The sequence below is a fragment of the Enterobacter cloacae complex sp. 397G4 genome, assembly GCF_050031515.1.
Taxonomy (GTDB): Bacteria; Pseudomonadota; Gammaproteobacteria; order Enterobacterales; family Enterobacteriaceae; genus Enterobacter; species Enterobacter hormaechei_C.
On the sequence record NZ_JBLGWE010000001.1, the window covers coordinates 2,568,532 to 2,588,276 of the forward strand.

Sequence of the window (19,745 nt, forward strand, 5' to 3'; positions counted from 1 at the left end):
CGCCTCCACCGTTTTATCTCTTTCGGTGTCAGTCTAGCTTTCGCCGAGGGTTAAGCAATAATTATGTGAGGCATCGTCCTGAATACGTTCAGGAATTCACCGCCCATTCGCGGCTTCTTAACGCATTGTCAGTCTGGAACTCATTTTCCAGACGGAAATTACGTGTTCGTGTCTGGAGCTCAATCACCTGATTGCGCAGCACATCTGACGACCCATTGAGTTCCTCAACCATCGACACGTTGCTCTGCGTTACGCGTTCAAGCTCTGACAATGCCTGCGTAATTTGTGAAATACCTTTTTCCTGTTCTGATGTTGAGGCGGATATTTCATCCATCAGTCTGCTCACATTGCCCGAACCGGTAACAATGTCATGCATGTTTTTTTCGGCTTCAGAGACCACGTTAACGCCCTGCGTCACGTTATGGCTGGTAACTTCAATCAGTGACTTAATATTTTTTGCCGCTTCGGCGCTACGATGCGCCAGGCTTCTCACCTCACCCGCGACCACAGAAAACCCTTTACCATGGTCGCCCGCTCTTGCCGCTTCAACGGCGGCGTTAAGCGCCAGAATATTGGTCTGAAAAGCGATACCGTCAATCAGCGAGATAATCTCTGTCATTTGCTGGGCGCAGTCGGTAATCGACTGCATATTGTTCGCGACCTGCCCCATTAATTCTCCGCCTTTACGCGCCTGTAACGTCGCGATATTCGCCTGCTCGCTGGCTAAACGGGTATTGTCGGCATTATTTTTTGTACTTGCAGCCATCTCTTCCATGCTGGCTGCCGTTTGCACCAGCGAAGCTGACTGCTGTTCTGTTTTGACGGAAAGCTGCGCGCTGCGTGAAGAGAGTTGATCTGACAGGGTCATCGCGGTTTGCGAGGAGGCGCGGATCTCACGGACCAGGGTTGCAATGTTGCTGGAGAGACTATTAATCCCCGGGATCAGGCGTCCCGCACAATTGTTGCCAAATTCAGGTATCGACACGCCAAGTTTGCCTGACGTCACTTCTTCAATACTTTTTTTCACCGTATTGATCGGCGTCACAAGATATTTTGTCATGTACGCCCAAAGCAAAAATAAGGCGATGAATTGTACAATTATGACTGCAATAAAAAGCGAAGAATTTCGTGAAAATAGCGCTATAACTCCATCACTTACCAAAAATACACATAAAAGGAAATAGACAATGAACGTTCTGACACTAATATTTCTTAGCATACGTTTTCCTGGGACATTATATTTTGGTTGGCATTAAGGGTTATAGCATTGCCATACGAATTTGTCCTCACGTTCGTCGCTGGTTTGTTGTTTTGCAGTTTGATTTGCTCAGTTTTACTTAAGGCGGATAAAAAGCATGTTTTACGCTAAATATCTGGCTTGTCGTTGGGTTACTGATACCCCTTCAAAAATGTTAATTATATATTTAAGGAGGGGTACTGTAGGCCGCCGGTGTGTAGTGGTGCTTAATAAGTTAACGTAGTTAATATATATTAACTACGTTAATGCGCGCTCCTTCCGTTAGGGTGACTTACGTTCAGGCCAGACAGTCGATAGCCTGGAAAAAATAGTCCTCAGTCATGAGAATATTCTCTTTTGCACTTTGATGCCCGCGACGAATATACCAGCCTGTATCAGGCGCCATGCTTAAATGGAATATCCTCGCCCCCGACAGACTATCGGGGACATTAATACTCATCGTCACACACCCCTTCTCCGGCCCGCTGATCACCTGTTCTGGCATAATGGTGACGCTGCGATCCCCATTTTGCAAAATGATCGTCGTAATGGCATAACGACATATACCGCTACTGAGGCTGTAGCCAACCGTACTTAAATCGGTGATATGTTTTTTAGATAAAAATATTTCAATACCAGAACCTTCAAACCATGTAATGATTTGCTGCGCAAGATCCTCCATCCGCTCACAAAACGCCCTGACTTCGGCCTCAGCCGTATTAACATAGATCGGTTTGTCCCCGATGCTCTGCTGCACTTTCTTAAAAAAACGCTCTCTTGCTGACATGTCAACTCCGTGTTTTTCGCCAGTCTCATTATTCTTTTTGGTGCTTCAGCAGGGCATAGCTGGCAATCAACTGCTGAAGATGCTGTTCGGTCTGGTTTAGCTGCGCTGCTGACACGGGTTGCCCGGCAGGTAAAATGGAAAGCAGACGAAGCTGCTCCTCAAGCGGAACGGTATGGCTGAAGGACTGCGACATGGCAAACACGGCTGATTTCAGTTCGCTGACCGTCATGTACTTCCCCTTCTGTTCATCCAGCGCGTTTAGCCTGTTCGTCAACTGCTGTAACTGCGTCATTCCCTGATGCCAGCCATTCAGCTCTGACTCTGCAAGTCCGGCAACGCTAATTTGCTTGTGCCACTGTTGTGCCAGGGGTTTGGCCTCTTCAGGCCACAACGTCAGCGCCTGCTGCACCAGACGGTCGCCGTAGCTTACTGCCCAGTCTGGTTTCAGGTGTAAAAGCTGCGCTAACAACTGATGTGTCTTGCTGATCCCCGGTTCATGTGGCGGTGACGTTTGTTGCAGCGCCTGCAACTGTGCTGTAGAGAGTCCTTCAGGTAAAGGAGCCAGAGTCGCAGCCAGCTGCATTTGCGCCGAATCTGGCGCATGCATCATCTGCCATCCCACTACGACAACACTGGCAGCCATCAGCATGGACAACATACCCGCAGCAAATGGCTTCCACTGTTTCACGGGTACAGGAGGCTCTTTATTCGGCAACGGCTCGGGCTGAACCACATAAACCCATTTACAACGCTCTGTCGGTTCTGTGAGGTGGAGTTCCGCGGCCCCCACCGCGTTACCCGGCAGACTTACGCCCGTATTTTCACTGTTTTCCAGACGCACTGCTGCGTTCTGCATCATCGTGCGCAGAGCATCAAGCTGAGCAGCATGCTTAAGTTCGAGGCGCTGCAACATGTCACTCAGCGCGTTCAGATTCTCCTCAGCCTGATAAAGTTGTCCTAAATCGGCATACGTCAACGTCAGCGTTCGCACCACCTGTTGCAGGCGTTTGCTCAGTGCTCTGAGGATTTCAACTCGCGCATGGACAGGCTGTGGCCAGAGGCTACCCCACTGACGGACGACCAGTGCAGCCAGTAGCGCCAGCCCTTCATTCATGCCGTAGAGGCCGGCAAGATGCGTGCGGGCGAGCGTATACCAGGCAGCCGTTTGTAGCTCCACACCGTTATGCTCGAACAGTGACAGACAGAGCGTTTCCGCGTGTTGCCAGTTAACATCCGGGCGTGCCGGATGGGTGAGCTTGTTCATTTCGTCGCGCAAGGCAGCGTAATCCGCAAGCGTGCGCGGATCCCCGCCGGTTTTAAGTTGGCGTTCAGAATTTATTGTCATAACTGTTTTAACCTGAGTAATAACTAGATGGCGGCTCGTGCATCGAGGTATTGCTGTTGTTTCAGATGACGGATTAATACCCTGCCCTCGGGCATAAATTCCGTGCCGTAGCGCACCAGCCCCACCCCCTTCAGCTCCGCATCAATGGCGTAGCGGAGTTCACCGGGCTGGATCTGTTCCTGCATCACCACGTTAATCCGGCTCAGGCGCGGCTCATATTTCAGCAACACGGCCGACAGTGTGGTGATCAGCTGGTGGGCGGTCCCGGGCATTCCCTGGAGGATTTTTGTCATATCCGGCAGGCCGTAGTCCGGCAGGTGAGCCAGCGTACCGGCGCGGCAGTTAAGTACCCGCTGCATATTATCGAGTACCGATAAAATCACCTGATTCTGTTCGCTGACCTGGTTGAGGCTCAGGCCACCTGAGAAATTGCCGCTCAGCATTTCATACAGCGATGGCGTATTATGTCCCTTAGGCATCAGTCATCCTTCAATGGCTGTAACGTCAGGTGGTTATTCCCGGCCTCCAGAATGCGCGGCTTATCCGGATCGAGATCTTCACGTTTTAGAACCTGCTTCCAGGTATTGTTTACCAGGTCCGGGTGACGAAACAGGCCGACTACCGCGACAAACTGCGTTTCTTCTTCCATTGGCATATCAAGATTTGTATCACCGCCCGGTTTTACGACCACATCGCGGGTCGCCATCAGGTCGGTTTTCAGAATAGTTTCGCCATCGTTCAGTAGTTGCTGGTAAACCGTTTTATCGAAGATTTTACGGTCTTTCAGTTGATAGACACGAACTACCACCGGCTCGGAGAGTGAGTTACTTTCGCGGGAATCGGTGTTTAGCGCTTCACGCGCCGTGAAATCCAGGTGCAGCATCTTAATTTTTTTGTAGAACACGGCGTTAAATGCCGATTTGGTGCCATCGGTGATACCCTGCGTCATCCCGCACCCCGTCAGGCTGAACACCAGCAGTGCAGGCAACCAGCCTGCGGATTTAATCAAACTTGTACGTAACACGTCGGTTTCCTTGTTGTGGTATTGCCGGCTTCAGGCCAGTGTAATAGCCCAGTTCCGTCGTAAAGGTCGGTGGGATATCGTCTTTAAGTTCCCTCTCATCAGCACCCAGCACGCCGTTCATCCCGAGCCAGAAAGGGCCTTCGCCAAGCGGCGGAACGGCCAGCAGTCGGGTCCGTGTGGTCAGGGTGATCTTTGCTTTAAAACGCCAGCCGAGCCAGACACGAAGCATCACCAGAAAGTCCTGATACAGCAGACCGTCCGGCTTCCAGCCCTGTGCCTCCTGTTCATTATCCGTTGTAAGCGCAACCAGCAGTTGGCTACCCGCATCCATCGCTTCGTCACCCAGTGGCGTGTTGCCGTCCAGCAGAAAATCGTCATCACCGTAAAAGCCCAGCGGCTGACCCATTTCCACCGGCCGCAGGCAGTATGGACTGACCTTCACGGTGGTATCCGGGGCCAGCAACGTCACCAGCGCCTGCATTCCCTCCTGAGTTTTGCCCGGTTGCTGTAGAACACCCAGCAGAGCCAGAAAACGAGATACCGGTGTGGCGATGTGGTCTGCTGTGCCGGGAATACCCAATCCCACCAGGCCCAGCAATGACTGCGAGATGCTGTCCGTACCACCGGGTTCAAAGGTGGCCGGATAAGAGTATTTACGCCAGATACGGTAAAACTGCGTCAGAATGCGATGGCTGAAAATATCCAGAAAACCCTGTAGTGCGTCATGCCCTTCCCGACGCTGAGCGATGTCATCGAGATACGCCATCGGCAGGGGTGAGTCGACACCGTACATTCCCATAAAAGTCGTGCGGATACGTGGTGGCCGGCTGTCATCATCCTCATCATACTCCACGGCTTTCAGCTCACTGGCCGGAAATCCCATGCCCGGATGCGGGGCAAAGCGTACCGGGTCATCGCCCGGGTGACTGGTCGAGCCCATCAGCGGCCTGCCCGGGTTACGCTTCTCCAGCAACTGGCATAAACGGTAAAAGTTAATACGATGCAGGTCGGCTTCCAGCCGTGGGCTCAGCCGGGAATGCGGCGGTTGTGCTTCTCTTCCCATTCCAGGCGTTCTCCGGTCGGTTGCAGAATGATAATCAGGCGGTTAAACAAGTAGATGTCAGTGTATAGCGCAAAGAATCGGCTCATCATCTCGCCAAATAAGCAGATGTCGCCGCGTCCGGCAAAGCCATTGCTGTCCAGCGTGACTTCAATCTGCACGCCACGGACCAGGTAGCCCTGTTCAAAGCGCTCCGTTTCACTGTGCTTCACCTCGAGGATGGCTTCCAGACGGCGACGGTTCATCTCGCTGTCGGTCCATTCATACAGCGCCATGGTACCGCGCAGCACGTCGGCATTATCCATCATCGACAGAAATCCGCTGCCAAGGTGACTCAGTACGCGCCAGTGAAAACGGTCCTGCGCAGGTGGGTAACAAGGCAGCGTCGGCGCACACAGGTTGCGCACGGCAATGCTGACCGAAGTGGTTTTCATCACCGTATCAAGCACGGTGCTCTGCAGCGCACGTCGTGGCAGTTGACCATTGGTGCCGGTGAGCGTCAGCGACAGGCTTTCGTCTTCCGGGACGGTATGATTATCAAATGCTTCGCCGCCAAGGATGAGCCAGGTGTTATGCAGGCCGGACGGACCGCGGCGCACGCGGGTGTGGTAGTAATATTCCGGTGCTTCATGACGCATCATTCCTCCCTTATGACGGAAGCTCGAAAACGGCACGTAGGTGTGCTGGCTCGATGACATCACCGAATCCACGGTATATATCTCGGTATGGCCATCCTGCACGCGCATCGGGCGCAGCATGTATTCGGTTTGCAGAGAATTGAGCGTCAGCGGATCGGATTCCAGCGGGAACAGGTTAATGACCGGCACGCAATTCAGGCGCAGGTGCTTTTCGGTAAAGCTGAAGTCATGCTCCCAGCGTTCCGCCAGCACCACGTCGATTTCAAACCACGGGATCTCAGCCGGAAAGACCACGCTCTCCAGCCCGCGCAGCCCAGTAAACATGAATTTCTCGCGAAAGGTGAAGTACTCCAGCAGCAACTGGTAACCGCTGAAACTGCTGTCCCCCTTCGGCCACAGCCTGTCATCATCACCAAACCCCAGTGCGGTGAAATACCCGTCCATCGGCCTTCTGTCCATGTCGCCCGGCATGCGCAGCCACAGACGCGCAGTATTCATGGTAAAAGCTTCATGCATAGCGCAGGCCAGCGGTGCGTCAGCGTTGAAATAGAACGGGATCTGGCTGAGATCGACACGGCTCCAGTCAGCAAGATGGCTACAACTGAAGCGCAGGCTGATGACAGAGCGCCCGTCAGGATCAGTCGACAGGCGGGCATGCTCCAACGCCAGTGGCTGAAGGGTTATCTCTTTAGTTGTGGTGTAGCGACAACGCGTGCCTTTTTCACCGATCGGCCGCGAATTGACCTCGAAACCTCTGGCAATACGCATCGGTTCTTTCATCTCACGCCAGACAGGAGTGAACTCCACCACCGACATCGAGGGAATAGTGCGCAGGTAATGCGGCCATAGCAGACTGACCAGCCCTTCAGTCAGTTCAGGCAGGTCGTCATCAAGCTTCTCACGCAGGCGGCCCATCAGAAAGGCAAAGCCCTCGAACAGTCGCTCCACGTACGGGTCGCGCGCGCCCGCTTTATCGAGATTGAGCATTGCCGCCTGTTCAGGGTGAGCGCGGGCAAATTCTTCGCCGGCTTCCAGCAGATAGCGCATTTCAGCGTCGTAGTAACGCAGGGTTAAGTCGTCCATAAGAACCTGAATATGTGTGTTTTAAAGGTATGTCAGTCGCTTTACCCGCAAAGTACCGCACAGCCTGCCGGGTCAAGGGCAATCAGGCCCGCCAGAAGCTGGTCCATCTCTGGCTGAAGCCGTGACTTATCGGTTTCACTGCGGGCGGCTTTCATACGCAGCAGCCTGAGGCGGCGCGATTTCACTTCAAACAACAGCGCTGGCGTCCACTGAGTAAGGGTGATGGCCTGTGCTGCAGCGTCAAGCTCACCCAGCAGATGCAGCGCCAGTTCATTCTTACCCTTCTGCTCAGCCACACGTGCCATCAGCAGACGCACCAACCATTTGTCTTTTGTGGTGTCGGTGCCCGGGCGCGTTTGCAGCCAGTGGAGTGTGGCATCCAGACCATCCGTGTCAGCTTTCTCCAGTGCTTCCGGTTCAAGGGCCAGAATATCGTTGCCAGTTTCACTCAAGGCACTGACAGACTCATCCCGCCAGTTGGACATCTCGTCGAGCACGCTCTGGTTTATCCAGTTCAGCGTGACCTCATCAGCAAAGGGTGTGCCGTCATTGAAGGCCAGCGTTTCAAGTCCAGGAAGGCGCCGCAGCAGCCCTTTCAGGTCAGCGGTAATGATATCGGCCAGCACATCCTGGCCTGATTTAATCAGGGCCTGATGGATGTACCACTGCAAATCCAGCCAGAGATGATTGGCGCCACGCGAGAAAGTGCTGTCCGCTTGTTCCAGTATCTCCAGCCAGCTCTGTTGCAAATACAGCCGTTTAAGCATTGCACGCTGGTCAGCCCGCGGCGGTTCGATGCGCGTTTTCCCTTCGGCATCCGGTGCCGGGATTGCTCTTAGCGTGTCGTGACGCAGACTTTTCATCAGCCGGTGTGCGGCAAGCCAGCCATCAGGTTGCTCACGCAAATATCCCGTAAGGGTTCGGGCCTGAGCCAGCAAATCCTGACCGGACGTGATGCGGCTCAGCACTGGCGTGTCCTGTTCTACCGTATGAGCTGCTGGATGCGCGCGTGTCTGACTGCTGGCGTTTTGAGGTATTACCGCATCCACGCCACCGGCTTTCATCAGGCGGGATCCCAGCGCGCTGTACAGGGCACTCAGATCTGGATGTGACGCTTCCGACTCAGTTTCAAGACTGTCTCGGATGAGCAGCAACGCACCGGTCGTACGCTGGGCATCGTCGCGTACCACTTCTGGCCAGAGTAACAGGCTGTCAAGTAGACGAGAGCCTGCGAGCCACTCCAGCGCCGGTTTACGGCTTCGCTCGCGCTGTGGATGGAGCTGTGTTCCATACTGGGTTAGTAATCCCGCCAGTAACTCAAGCCCTTCAGCAAACCCGGTTTCACCGTCCTGGTGCAAGCGCGCCCAACAATAGTAAGTAGCAACCCGGACATCTTTGGCCTCTGTGGTCAGCACCTTTTCAGCCAGTTGGCAAATCAGCCCGGTATCAATGCCGGAAAGTTTATTGACCTCCTCCCGGATACGCTGGAAATCATCGTCATAACCCGGGTCTTCTCCTGTAGGATTGATCTCACTGATAGGGGTAAGCCAGCGCTGCCAGCTTTCCATACGTGACTGCGCCTGCTGTCGCAGCAAGGTTTCATCCGCCTGGCAGGCAACAACCAGATTCTGCAAAGCGTCCATTATTCGACTCCGTCCATGTCACTGTTTTCTGTGTTGGTCATCAGCGCCTGCGCCATAGCCGTGCTGTCGACGCTGAATATTTGATCTGGCAGCGTAAAACCCCGGAGTGCCAGTAACGCCAGCGGCCCACTGCCCAGTTGTGAACGCAGTACCCACTGTAGGGTACGACCATCCGGGGCGGTAAAACTCATCATCCACTGACTGCGGTCAAGCTGCTCTCTCTTACTTTCATCCAGCCAGCGAATAAAGCCCCAGGTTCCGCTGTAATCACCAAACAGACGTGCACCCGCATTGACGGTGGTCCATGTCAGCATGGTTCCGGGCTTGTAGGTGTTACCAGGCCAGCGGAAGCTCTGCCAGTCTGCCATCTGGTTGAAGTAGTGCAGCTTTTGTCCATCAATAGTCAGTTGCGTTTCTACCACCTGCGGTACCGGACGCGCCTGTAGCTCAAAGCTGATGCCCTGACTGCCGTCGGTAAATAAGATATCCGATAGCTGGCTGAGCTGATTAATCGCCCGCAGGAAGGCTGGATTAAAGCTCAGCCCCTGGCTATTAACCTTATCTGGCACCCACTGGCTGCCCTCCTTATGCAGCACACCGCCGAGTTCCGCGGTCAGGAAGCGCTCAATGCGTCCGCTGTCCTTACGCACAAACTCAGCCAGCATTGGCAGAGAGGAATCACTCTTGCTGATCGCGAATGGGAAACGTCCGTCAAATGCCGTATGCCAGTTCGCCACCACGGAGCGACCCCATTTGTCATTCAGGCTCGCTGCCGATGGCTGAAGCACAGTTTCCCAGGCCTGGGTCAGTGGCTGCACAAACATGGTGCTGCCAAAACCACTCCACTCTTCGCCCAGGCTTGCAGCAATCAGGCTGCCGTACTGCTGCGTGTCGGTCAGATCCACGCTTTTACCCTGGAACACGGTCTGCGCCAGGCTCTGCATCATTTCCTGAGGGTCAGAGGCGCTGGCGACCTGTTGCAGACGCAGACGCACACGGGTGATACGGGTAAGATAAGTTTGCAGGCTCAGTGAGTTGTCAGCCGACATAACATTGCTGCCTTTGTTTTTACCCATAAGTGCCAGCAACGGTCCAAAGGTTTCATCCAGTGGGCCCTGCGGGCCTGAGGCTGACTGGTCAATTACCGGTTTGTCCTTCCCGCCTACCAGGTCTTTAGCCGATTTGATGATGGAATCCGACAGGTCTTCACTCTTCTGGCCGGTCTGCCCCTGCCAGGCGAGGGTGTTCATCAGGGCAATCAGCGGTGACTGGCGAACATCACTCATCAGCGTCAGCTGGTCGGTGACGTCTGCAATATTGTTTGCCGGATTAAGTTGCAGGCTGTTGAGGAAGCTCAGCCAGCTACCGGCAAAGTCGGTGAAGTAGCGTTCCGTCAGACGTACTTTCAGTGCTTCCGGCGACAGGTCTGAGGAGACGGCTTTCCGGCTGTCGCTCAGCACCCAGTCAATTTCATCGCGGCGGGAGTTCGCCGCTTTCTCAATGGCCTGCTGGATACCTCCCTCCCAGGCCTGACGGGTGAACATGCCCGGCACCACCTCATCTGTGGTAAACAGGCGACGGGCATCGGTACCGCCGGTCATGTCCTCCAGAGACACATCGGCGAAGTTACGACGCACGGATTTGAGCATGTTCTCGTACAGCGTACTTTCCGCGTTGCGCCGTCCAATTTGCTGCAACAGCACCTGGCGGCTCTGGCTTACCAGTTGCGCATCCGGTGTGGTTTTCCACTGTGGCTGCGCTGGCAGTTCGGTGATGTAGAAAGCCCACAAATCCGGTGACAGGCTTTGCCACAGTCCAGCTGAGATGCCTAAACGCGTCGGCTGCACGGTTTTCATGGTTTGCGCGTAGAATGCACCATCAGCTTTATCCGGACGGGACATCATCAGCCAGGCTTTCAGCTGATCATAACCCGGTTTCGCCATCTGTGTCCGCTGGTCGCTGTTGGGTGCCGAATTGACCAGCGCAATGAGCTTCTGCTTAAGCGCTTCATTTGCCGGGTCACGTATCAGACGGTTGTTCGCCACCCCGTACCAGGGCAGCATTGCGTCAAGCAACTGCTGATCATGGTTCAGACCAAAGCGCTGATACCATGGGGTGCCGTCCTGAATATGGTGCAGCAGGCGACCGGCATCATTACGCAAAGCATGCAGGGCAGTCAGTTGGTAATCCGATACAGAAGGGTGGTCCACCAGAGCATGAGCCTGCTGTGCAACAGAAACGATTTGTGACCGGTTGACCGCAAACGACAGCAGCGTCCCTACCCCCCAGACACTGATGATGGCCATCAGTGCCCAGGCCAGCGCTCGTTCCCACGGCATACCGACACGACGGCCACGTATGCGGGTGCAGTCGTCAACAATACCCTGCCAGGTTGCTGGCAGAGTCAGGGCATGACGCTGTGATCCATAATTCTCAGCGTCGGCTGTTTCCGCTGACATTCCGGCAGGTTTCTTCTCCGACAGGCTGAACATCAGACCACGCAGCGGGACGCGCTGCTGAGAAACAAAGAGCCATGGCTGCAACTGCTGAGCCCAGCGGGCAATAGCACCGTCGTTCAGGTGCTGGCTCAGGCGCAGCAGGAAGTCGTGGCTGCTGTTTTCCGCGACCTGACTCATCCCCTGCGTCCGCAGGGCCGGCAGCATCAGTTCCAGCTGGCGGATCACATCGTCTTCTTTTGCGCGTGGTGGAAAGCTTGCGCCTACCGCCTGCTCAGGACGCGTACCCTGCGACCAGTGACTGCTGCACAGTTGCCACAGCCAGACCGGAGCGGAATAACGCAGCAGTTCGCTGATTTTTTCCAGGCCGCGTAAATCGCTATCGCTGATATGTGGGGTAAGATTAAGCGACTCGGGCAGTACACGGATAATCCCGTCCAGCGGGCGTCCACGGCGTAGTTTACGCAGCGCGGTGTATTTTTCGCGGTCAGGCTCCGATGCCAGGCTGCCGCCGTAAATCAGCACGGTGCGGTTGCCTTCAAGCCACTGCTGCTGTTGCAGGCCGGGTACCAGTTGCTCAATCGCGGCTTCATCGCCGGTGATCAGCAGCAGGCGGACTTTACGCCGCCAGAAGAACGAGTGCCGCCTTCTGAGATTCCTGCTCAGTGCTGAAAAATCATATTGATCCGACGCGCTTTCTTCGTTGGGATTGTTTTCACCATCAGGCGTAACGGGAGAGGGATTTTGTTGCCTGGACAACGTAAAGAACACCAGGGTGCATAATGTGGCGGTCAGAATGATGCAACCTGCCAGCACATACCAGAAATTATCGTCACCGCTACCGGACGGTAACTGCGCTGTCTGTGCAAAAATAAAGAGTATCATCAGCAGAACTGCCACGATAAGTAGTCCTGCTCCCAGTGGCTTTGAAACCTTTTTCATGCCGGTTATTCCTTTCCGGAGTGTCGTGCAACCCTGATAAATTCCGGGCGCTGAAGACGGGCTGTAATTCGTCTCAGCAAAATGGCCAGCCCAGGCAATGTCACAATCATTGACAGCAGAAGAAGAGAGATCCCTGCCCAGGAGAATGCAGTTGAAGGGAAATAGCGGATCATCAGACTGTACAGCCCAGCATTAAGCAGTAATGCCATAAGAACAGATCCCCCGGGAAAGGGAGGCTGAATCACGAAATGATCATGCCCGACTGCAGGAGCGGCGTTTCCGAGCGACACAGCCCAGGCATCGTCTTCACCTTCGAGAAGAAGCCACTGGCTGGTGGGGCCATAAGCAGCCATCTCAGCCGCAGCGCCAGTCATTGCCCAGCCAGCAAGACCGCCATACCGGACACTGGCGGTGTCATAGTCAATGACACCGCCAGTGCCAATGCTATCGTACAAAGGAACCGACAGATCATTCAGCACCCTGCTCACTGACTGTCTTGGCGCATCTGTGAGCCCACTGTGCCAGACAAGGTGTTTCTTGCTGGCAGACGTGAGGGCCATATCCCGTAATTCAGTGAGTTCCGTTGCAAGCATACGGGTGTTGAGCGGCATCGCCCGGAAAAGCCGTAATGCATTTTTTTGCTCACCCGGATTCAGCATCGATGGTGGCATCAAAAATAACGCGCTGGCAAATTCCGGCAGAACATCATTGGGCAAACGATAGTGCATTGCCAGTACCAGTACGGGCCGCTTTGTTGACGCCACAAACTGATTCCAGTCATCAAAGGATGAGTCTACGTCCTGAAAATGAATCTCAGCTTTCCAGGGAGGGGAACCTGCTGACCAGATACGATAGAAAGACTGAGATTCACGGTCTTTGTCGCTACCGTTGGTCTGAACAATAATCTGGAGTGGGCCGGAAGAATATCGCCGCCGAATCGAGGGCATTATCTGAGCAATGAGATGACGAAGCAGCTGCTCAAAACGTGAAATACCGGGTGTAAGCGGTTCGTCTGGCAACATCGTGAGAGGCGATGTGTCTGAACTTTCCTCTTCCTGCGTATGTGCGAGACGATCTAACAGTCCCGTATCGGCAGTAATGAAAACATGGCTGAGAATGACAAGATGCTGTTGTGCACGTAAGCGCCACTTCAGACGCATGTTCCGGCACCACTCATTCCAGTTCCAGACACGAACTGCCAGCATTTCCTGCCTGAAAGTGTAAACCGCGATGGCTGCCGAAATGCCCGCAAATGTCCAGGCCGTCAGTGGCAACCAGGCCCCACTGCTCAATGAAAGTAACCCTGTCGCCGGAGATTTCAGTACAGCAACAAGCAGCCCGGTGAAAAGTCCGAGAATAATAATCAACAGACAGTTCCACGGTGACCAGGATGGTGCCTGCTCTTTTTCAGGCACTTCCGGAAGAGACCATCCCATCAGCCAACCTCCATATCCGGCATACTTGCGATGACACTCGAACCACACTGCGTCTTGCAGCCATGCAATACAATTCCACGCCCGTTTTCTTCATACGCAGAAACATCGCATTCAATAATTTTATTCATACCGTGTTCCGGGCAACTGACGGTATCATTCAAAAGTGCGGCATTTTTACCGGATATATCGAAACTGGATGAGGCTGATGTGACTTTGCCACCATGCGTAGTGGCATCCCCTAAAACGACGACAAATTTCCCCATTTGCTAATCCTTTAATTCGAAGAAAACAACTGACTATATAGCGTTGAATTTTAGCAAACCCACTGAACAACAACCTACCGAAGTGTGTTTATGCTTTATTTACAGCTCTATATGCTGGCAGCTTACTTTGCTCTTTATAAAATTCATCAACAACAGTGTCCTGACTAATTAAATCAGGTTCAGGTACTTTGTCTGGCTCTCCACTGGAGAGATAAGGATCCTCTCCCTGCGTCCAGTCCGCTTTTCGCCGTAAATCTGCCATAAATTCTTTATCCCAGGTTGCATCGCAATACCCAATCGGTAAATCATATGCCACCACCTGAGACATGAAATCAGCACGCATAGGAAGAGTACTATGATCCGTGGGCTGAGAAACATAGGTTCTTATACGAAGATCCTTTTCTTCAAATGTCTCCTTACGGGTCACAGGCACCATTCGGGGCTCAGATTCAGTTCCCACATTTTTAAATCCAATCACAATATCCTGATTGGGGTATAAATTGATGTAATTGTCATAGGTATTGTCGTTTTTTAGATTTTTATCCGGATTAATTTCCCCCCCAGCCATCTATCTGTCTGTCATCGTGTTCAGCTCCAACACGTGATACATCAAAATTAGCTAATTTTGCAGCATCTATAGGTTCAGGTACCTTTTCGGCATTAATAAAAACCGTTTGCCATTCCGGAGGATCTGGATAGGTGAAACTACTGCTTTGATACTTGTCGCCTTTATCATCCCAGAACGGTTTACCATCCGGCAATTTTGCAAAAGGTGTTGCGGGATTTGGCGCTTCGCCACATGGAGTACTGCGAGCCAGCATGCGCTGAAATAAATTTCCCTGATGCTTTTTCAGCAGAGGATGAGGCTGCCCCTGAGAATTATTGGGTAATCCCTGCCAGCCAATTGAGCGTAGCGGACGTGACCCCATAACTCGATCATGAGGACAGAAGTAAATATAAGTGCGTCCGTGGTTATCTCGTTCGGCAAGACTGCTGCCACTTTCACTGGCAAGAGCGACATCTGGTCGCCAGTTCTTTTTATCTGCCGTCTGTCCGACACAAAGCCCTTCATAGCCCAGTGATGATAAATGATTTTTTCTGGAAGCCACCTTATCAATGATGGCAGATAACGTATTCTGCCGCCCTTCTGGCGAAATGCATTCATCTGCCGGAAGTGACGCCCCATTAAGATCGTTATGATCCAGTGCATAAGGAGAATTAAGTACAAATAATTCATCAGGTGCATTCCTGGCTATCGCTACCGCAGCCATTGCAACCATGGTTCCCTGGCTGTGAGAAATAATGGTTACTGTATCTTTGGGATATTTATTACGAATACTGTCAACCAGGTCTGCAAGGCGTTTTGCAGCATGCGCGTAGTATTTTCGCGGTGGCGCATTGGTTAACAGGCGATCTTTGTCTTCATTAAACCACTGGACTTTGATACCTGCTACTCTCTCTTTAAACCCTGTCTCACTCCATAAAGAGTGCAGATTATTTGTACCGTTCTGGAATGGCCCGCCGCCCCAGAAAAATGGCCCCTGAGCAATAATATTTTCATGAGGCATGCCTTGCCTTTTTAAGTGATGGTAATCAACGCCTTTCCTATTGGCTAACGGTATATCATATTTATCTTCATTACCTTTAGGTGAAGCATACCCCCAGTAAAAGCGAATGACTGGAGAGGTTTCCTTCTTAGGCGCAGGCAAATCTCTTTCTATAAGAGGTTCAGTCTCTATTTTTTCATCAGAAAAATATTTATTAGCCACCAGTTTATAATCAGTCCCTTTTAATCCAAGTCTCTTATTCAGGCCTTCACAAATTTTGTCCTCAGCAATTGAAAACCATTCTCCTGTCGAGTTAACACCATGTACAAGAATAATAATTCCAGGCAAATGTGGAGGTAAATCACACCCACCTCTGATTTGGCAATTTTTATGAGAGGGAAATGAACGCCAGGAAGGATGCCCATTATCATCAAACTTACATTCAAGTTCCCGAACAGGTTCATAATTATTGTTCATTTTTCACCACCTCCTTTTTCCCATTTGACTCATTAGTATATGTGATGGCTTTAGCTTTAATATTTTTATTACATTGATATTTAACATCAATACTTGACGTTGAAGGCTTCGGAAATTTAATTCCATCTTTATAAACTTCATCTTCAATCCTAATCTGGATTTCAGACAATTCGTTTGCCATTAAATTCCTTTCCTCATGTGTTTTCGGTGGCGTTAATGTTCTGAGATAGTCGAATATATGAAATCTAGGTCCATACTCGTTTGCATAGGGCATTTTTTTTCTTATCAGTTCTTCTTTCACTAACTCATCAATTTTTTTCTGCCAGTCATCATAAACACTGATTAAATTGCCGTCAGAAAACCTTAATTTATTCACTGAGCTAAGGTCATTGAGACCTGTAGGGCGAGAATAGCTATCCTCCGTTTTAGACTCATCCCTTAGATAAACACCATCATTAGCCACTACTACTTTAAGCTGACTAAAACGTTCTGGGGTGCTGTATTCCATAGCTACAATTTTATATATAAATGTGTTCCCATGATCTGCTGAAAAGAAGAAAAACACAGGGCAACCTGTTTCTGACCTTCCACTACCACAATATTGTCTGGTAGATGCGCCAGGGAATGCCAGATAACCATTATCCGCCCCATTAATAATAGAGCCTTGATAAGCCGCAATATTATTTCCCCGGCGATATGAGAAATCATAAAAATCGTTATCCCATCCCAGGTGTGTTTTTATTCCCCTCTGAGAGTCATTGTAATATACTTGTCCACCCCTATCACAGGATATGTAGTTTTCCAGCGTCAGGTATCGATTTTTATCTATGCGATAAATAATTTGAGCAGGAGCATCTGTTTCAACTTTTCGTGACTCTTCTACCTTCTGAGAACCGCTCATTCCTCCCAGACCCACCCCAAAACTGGCTCCCATACTGGCTCCTGCCAGGAACTGTAAGCCTTTATAAATGGCATACAGGAATACACCAATAATGGCTATAATTGTAAGGACTTTCCTGTCTGACTGATTCCATCTCATCTTAATTCGCCTTTACTAAGCTGATAATCATATCGATAACATCAGAAGAATTGAGTGACGTTGCTCCAGAAGCATCTGTAATACCGGAAACAACAGAACCATCTGGCATGGTGATTTTGTACGCTTTACCTGGTATAGGTTCTTTTGTCAGCGCATTTCTGATGACAAATTTCTCATCAAACGTAGAAGGTTCAAACGACTTCATCACCCCCTGCATACTGCCTATGTCCGCTTTCCTGATACCCGCGTTCTTAATCGGCAGCTTACCCGGACCACCAACCTCAACATTCCCGCCTTTGATTTTGATGTAGCCGCCACCGCATATCAGCGTCAGCTCGTCCTGTGCTGTAATGACTATTTTCCTGCCGCTTGAAATATGCGTATCCTGTGTGGACCATGTGGTGATGTTTCCGCCCTGCGCCTGAATATCAATATCGTTTTGCGAGCTGAACAGTTTTGCCCCTTCACGGCTGTACAGGCTGAGTTGTTTACCGGCCGCCAGCGTAAAGTCCTTCTGCGCACCAACATCCAGCTGTTTACCCGCTGTCAGCGTAAGATTATCACTGACTGATAGCTGCATAACTTGCAATGACACTCGCACCACACTGCGTCTTGCAGCCATGCAATATAATTCCACGCCCGTTTTCTTCATACGCAGAAACATCGCATTCAATAATTTTATTCATACCGTGTTCCGGGCAACTGACGGTATCATTCAAAAGTGCGGCATTTTTTTACCGGCTATATCGAAACTGGATGAGGCTGATGTAACTTTACCATCACGCGTAGTGGCATCCCTAAAACAACGACGTATCTACTCATTTAATAACCATACTCCTTTGCCTTTTCTCGAATAATTTCCTCGATACCCGTTTCCCGACTTATCATTGAAGGTTCATTAATTCTTTCAACAACCCCAGTGTTCATATAAGGGTCTGCGCCAGTGGTCCAATCAGCAAGATATCGGAGCGTTGAAAGAAATTCTTTATCCCATGTAGCATCGCAGTAACCTATCGGTAAATCATAAGCTACTACTCTGGTCATAAATTCCTTGTTTCCGGGCAGTGTGCTGTGATCTGTTGGTTGAGAAACATAAGTTCGTAACCTTTTATCTTTTTCTTCGAAAGTTTCCTTCCTTGTTATCTCTTGCACATAACCACTTGGAAGCTCCTTATAGCCGATTACGACATCTTGGTTTGGATATAAATTGACATAGTTATCATATGTATTGTCATTTTTCTTTCCAGTTTTAGGGGCTATCTCACCCCACCCATCCTGTTGTTTTGAGCCATGCTCTTTACCTACTCTGGTTTCGTCAAATTCGGCCAGCTCACTGGGATTAATAGGCTCAGGGACTTTCTCTGCATTTACAAACACTGTTTGCCATTTTGGAGGGTCAGGATATGTAATGCTACTACTTTGATATTTATCACCATCATCATCCCAAAATGGTTTTCCATCAGGTAAAGTACCAAATGGTGTCTGCTTATCAGGATAAGAACCGCATGGCGTATTCCTGGCCAACATCCTCTGGTACAAATTATTTTTAAATTTCACAATTAATGGATGTGGATTACCATTTTTATCATTAGGTAGCCCTTGCCACCCTATCGAGCGAAGCGGTAATGACCCCATAACTCGGTCATGAGGGCAAAAATAAATATACGTTCTGCCATGATTATCACGCTCTTGTATTTTTCCAGCCCGTATTACATTCTCACCTTCAGGCTTCCAATTCGTTTTATCAGTAAACTTGCCTACACATAACCCTTTATAACCCACAGAGGACAGATGCGTGGATTGCTTTGCAATTTTTTCAATTATTGATGATAATGTATTTTCGCGTCCGCTTGGAGAAATTCTCTCTTTCTGAGGAATTGAAAGCTCATTAAGCTGGCTATTATGCATTGCATAAGGGGAGTTTAATATAAAAAGAGTATCTGGCCCTTTTTTTGCTAATGCGACTGCGGCTAGCGAAATCATTGTCCCTTGGCTATGAGAGATAATACTAACCGTATCATTTGGATATTTATCCCGGATAAGGTCTAAAAGATCTGCTAATCTCTTAGCTGCATGTGAATAGTATTTTCTTGGTGGAGCATTTGTTAAAAGTCTATCTTTATCTTCATTGAGATACTGAAGTTTTGCTCCAGAGATTCCCGCCAGATTCTCATCGAATCCATAGTCACTCCAAAGCGAGTGTAAGTTATTCGTGCCATTTTGGAATGGGCCACCTCCCCATATATATGGCCCTTTTTTTTGAATGTCATCTTGTTTTATACCTGTTCTTTTCATTTCATGATAATCTTCACCATCCGCATTAGCTAACGGGATAATATATTTATCCTCTTCCTCCCTCACAGAAGAATACCCCCAATAGAATCGAATGATTGGAGAGCGCTCAGAATTTTCAATAAGTTTTCTACGAGCTAAAGGTGAAGGTGACGAGTTACTTTTCCCTTCCTCCTTCTCACAATCTGTACTATATTTGTTCGGCTTCAATTCAAATTGAGAACCATTGAGCCCTAACCTGTCATTTAATCCTTTGCAGAGAGACTCTTCCGCATTTTGATACCATTCACCTGTTGAGTTAACCCCATGGACGAGTATTATCAAACCAGGGAGATGAGGAGGTAAATCACATCCTCCGCGGACCTTTATATTTTTATGAGAAGGGCATGAACGCCATGAAGGTTTTCCATTGTCGTCATACTTTAACTCTAAAGCCCTGGTTGTATCTGTTTTTTCACTCATTAGAAGCATCCTTT

Annotated in this window: 15 protein-coding genes and 2 pseudogenes; all 17 read right to left on the reverse strand. The window is 50.5% G+C overall.

Annotation, left to right across the window (positions count from 1 at the left end; genetic code table 11):
• Nucleotides 1-88: 88 nt before the first annotated feature.
• The 17 genes and pseudogenes from ACQG1Y_RS12425 to ACQG1Y_RS12505 all read right to left on the reverse strand — a co-directional run bounded on the left by ACQG1Y_RS12425 (nucleotide 89) and on the right by ACQG1Y_RS12505 (nucleotide 19,731).
• On the reverse strand, nucleotides 89-1,219 hold the full coding sequence (locus tag ACQG1Y_RS12425) for a methyl-accepting chemotaxis protein (RefSeq protein WP_080276444.1): 1,131 nt from the start codon (nucleotides 1,217-1,219) through the stop codon (nucleotides 89-91).
• Nucleotides 1,220-1,535: 316 nt separating this feature from the next.
• Entirely contained in the window at nucleotides 1,536-2,024 is a 489-nt protein-coding gene (locus ACQG1Y_RS12430) for a hypothetical protein (RefSeq protein WP_058688803.1), read from the reverse strand.
• Between the two features lie 28 nt (nucleotides 2,025-2,052).
• Entirely contained in the window at nucleotides 2,053-3,369 is a 1,317-nt protein-coding gene (locus tag ACQG1Y_RS12435; RefSeq protein WP_414234717.1) for a VasL domain-containing protein, read from the reverse strand.
• Nucleotides 3,370-3,392: 23 nt separating this feature from the next.
• Complete coding sequence (gene tssE / locus ACQG1Y_RS12440; protein ID WP_063138322.1) at nucleotides 3,393-3,848, reverse strand: type VI secretion system baseplate subunit TssE; 456 nt, start codon at nucleotides 3,846-3,848, stop codon at nucleotides 3,393-3,395.
• The gene (gene tssJ / locus ACQG1Y_RS12445; RefSeq protein WP_032648436.1) at nucleotides 3,848-4,393 is read right to left on the reverse strand and encodes a type VI secretion system lipoprotein TssJ; all 546 of its coding nucleotides are present in this window, start codon (nucleotides 4,391-4,393) and stop codon (nucleotides 3,848-3,850) included. The genes tssE and tssJ overlap by 1 nt, the downstream gene beginning before the upstream one ends.
• Nucleotides 4,371-5,456 (reverse strand): type VI secretion system baseplate subunit TssG, encoded by a 1,086-nt coding sequence (gene tssG / locus ACQG1Y_RS12450; protein WP_254309147.1) that lies wholly within the window; start codon nucleotides 5,454-5,456, stop codon nucleotides 4,371-4,373. The genes tssJ and tssG overlap by 23 nt, the downstream gene beginning before the upstream one ends.
• On the reverse strand, nucleotides 5,420-7,174 hold the full coding sequence (gene tssF, locus ACQG1Y_RS12455; RefSeq protein WP_047637284.1) for a type VI secretion system baseplate subunit TssF: 1,755 nt from the start codon (nucleotides 7,172-7,174) through the stop codon (nucleotides 5,420-5,422). Before tssF ends, tssG begins: the two co-directional genes overlap by 37 nt.
• A 41-nt stretch (nucleotides 7,175-7,215) precedes the next feature.
• Nucleotides 7,216-8,817 carry a type VI secretion system protein TssA gene (gene tssA, locus ACQG1Y_RS12460; protein WP_414234718.1) on the reverse strand — a complete coding sequence of 534 codons (1,602 nt, stop codon included), beginning with the start codon at nucleotides 8,815-8,817 and terminating at the stop codon, nucleotides 7,216-7,218.
• Nucleotides 8,817-12,215: an ImcF-related family protein gene (locus ACQG1Y_RS12465; RefSeq protein ID WP_414234719.1), complete on the reverse strand. Its 3,399-nt coding sequence runs from the start codon at nucleotides 12,213-12,215 to the stop codon at nucleotides 8,817-8,819. Before ACQG1Y_RS12465 ends, tssA begins: the two co-directional genes overlap by 1 nt.
• Before the next feature lie 5 nt (nucleotides 12,216-12,220).
• Nucleotides 12,221-13,651 (reverse strand): hypothetical protein, encoded by a 1,431-nt coding sequence (locus ACQG1Y_RS12470; RefSeq protein ID WP_414234720.1) that lies wholly within the window; start codon nucleotides 13,649-13,651, stop codon nucleotides 12,221-12,223.
• Nucleotides 13,651-13,914: a PAAR domain-containing protein gene (locus tag ACQG1Y_RS12475; protein ID WP_032648447.1), complete on the reverse strand. Its 264-nt coding sequence runs from the start codon at nucleotides 13,912-13,914 to the stop codon at nucleotides 13,651-13,653. Before ACQG1Y_RS12475 ends, ACQG1Y_RS12470 begins: the two co-directional genes overlap by 1 nt.
• Nucleotides 13,915-14,002: 88 nt before the next feature.
• Complete coding sequence (locus ACQG1Y_RS12480; protein ID WP_229224434.1) at nucleotides 14,003-14,482, reverse strand: effector protein Tle3 domain-containing protein; 480 nt, start codon at nucleotides 14,480-14,482, stop codon at nucleotides 14,003-14,005.
• On the reverse strand, nucleotides 14,463-15,938 hold the full coding sequence (locus ACQG1Y_RS12485) for a T6SS effector phospholipase Tle3 domain-containing protein (protein WP_414234721.1): 1,476 nt from the start codon (nucleotides 15,936-15,938) through the stop codon (nucleotides 14,463-14,465). The genes ACQG1Y_RS12480 and ACQG1Y_RS12485 overlap by 20 nt, the downstream gene beginning before the upstream one ends.
• On the reverse strand, nucleotides 15,928-16,977 hold the full coding sequence (locus ACQG1Y_RS12490; RefSeq protein ID WP_015572127.1) for a T6SS immunity protein Tli3 family protein: 1,050 nt from the start codon (nucleotides 16,975-16,977) through the stop codon (nucleotides 15,928-15,930). Before ACQG1Y_RS12490 ends, ACQG1Y_RS12485 begins: the two co-directional genes overlap by 11 nt.
• A 1-nt stretch (nucleotide 16,978) precedes the next feature.
• A pseudogene (locus ACQG1Y_RS12495) lies at nucleotides 16,979-17,572 on the reverse strand (DUF2345 domain-containing protein); the annotation flags it as partial.
• Nucleotides 17,538-17,799 (reverse strand): annotated as a pseudogene (locus ACQG1Y_RS12500) (PAAR domain-containing protein). The pseudogenes ACQG1Y_RS12500 and ACQG1Y_RS12495, both read right to left, overlap by 35 nt.
• Nucleotides 17,800-19,731: a T6SS effector phospholipase Tle3 domain-containing protein gene (locus ACQG1Y_RS12505; RefSeq protein ID WP_141414342.1), complete on the reverse strand. Its 1,932-nt coding sequence runs from the start codon at nucleotides 19,729-19,731 to the stop codon at nucleotides 17,800-17,802. It abuts the pseudogene before it with no gap.
• Nucleotides 19,732-19,745: the final 14 nt, after the last annotated feature.

Excerpts from the sequence above, each read along its gene's own strand:
- ACQG1Y_RS12435 (WP_414234717.1), bottom strand. The coding sequence starts at position 3,369 with ATGACAATAAATTCTGAACGCCAACTTAAAACCGGCGGGGATCCGCGC.
- ACQG1Y_RS12425 (WP_080276444.1), bottom strand. The coding sequence starts at position 1,219 with ATGCTAAGAAATATTAGTGTCAGAACGTTCATTGTCTATTTCCTTTTA.
- ACQG1Y_RS12470 (WP_414234720.1), bottom strand. The coding sequence starts at position 13,651 with ATGGGATGGTCTCTTCCGGAAGTGCCTGAAAAAGAGCAGGCACCATCC.
- ACQG1Y_RS12505 (WP_141414342.1), bottom strand. The coding sequence starts at position 19,731 with ATGAGTGAAAAAACAGATACAACCAGGGCTTTAGAGTTAAAGTATGAC.
- tssG (WP_254309147.1), bottom strand. The coding sequence starts at position 5,456 with ATGGGAAGAGAAGCACAACCGCCGCATTCCCGGCTGAGCCCACGGCTG.
- ACQG1Y_RS12480 (WP_229224434.1), bottom strand. The coding sequence starts at position 14,482 with ATGGCTGGGGGGGAAATTAATCCGGATAAAAATCTAAAAAACGACAAT.
- tssA (WP_414234718.1), bottom strand. The coding sequence starts at position 8,817 with ATGGACGCTTTGCAGAATCTGGTTGTTGCCTGCCAGGCGGATGAAACC.
- ACQG1Y_RS12430 (WP_058688803.1), bottom strand. The coding sequence starts at position 2,024 with ATGTCAGCAAGAGAGCGTTTTTTTAAGAAAGTGCAGCAGAGCATCGGG.
- ACQG1Y_RS12490 (WP_015572127.1), bottom strand. The coding sequence starts at position 16,977 with ATGAGATGGAATCAGTCAGACAGGAAAGTCCTTACAATTATAGCCATT.
- ACQG1Y_RS12465 (WP_414234719.1), bottom strand. The coding sequence starts at position 12,215 with ATGAAAAAGGTTTCAAAGCCACTGGGAGCAGGACTACTTATCGTGGCA.
- ACQG1Y_RS12475 (WP_032648447.1), bottom strand. The coding sequence starts at position 13,914 with ATGGGGAAATTTGTCGTCGTTTTAGGGGATGCCACTACGCATGGTGGC.
- ACQG1Y_RS12485 (WP_414234721.1), bottom strand. The coding sequence starts at position 15,938 with ATGAACAATAATTATGAACCTGTTCGGGAACTTGAATGTAAGTTTGAT.
- tssF (WP_047637284.1), bottom strand. The coding sequence starts at position 7,174 with ATGGACGACTTAACCCTGCGTTACTACGACGCTGAAATGCGCTATCTG.
- tssE (WP_063138322.1), bottom strand. The coding sequence starts at position 3,848 with ATGCCTAAGGGACATAATACGCCATCGCTGTATGAAATGCTGAGCGGC.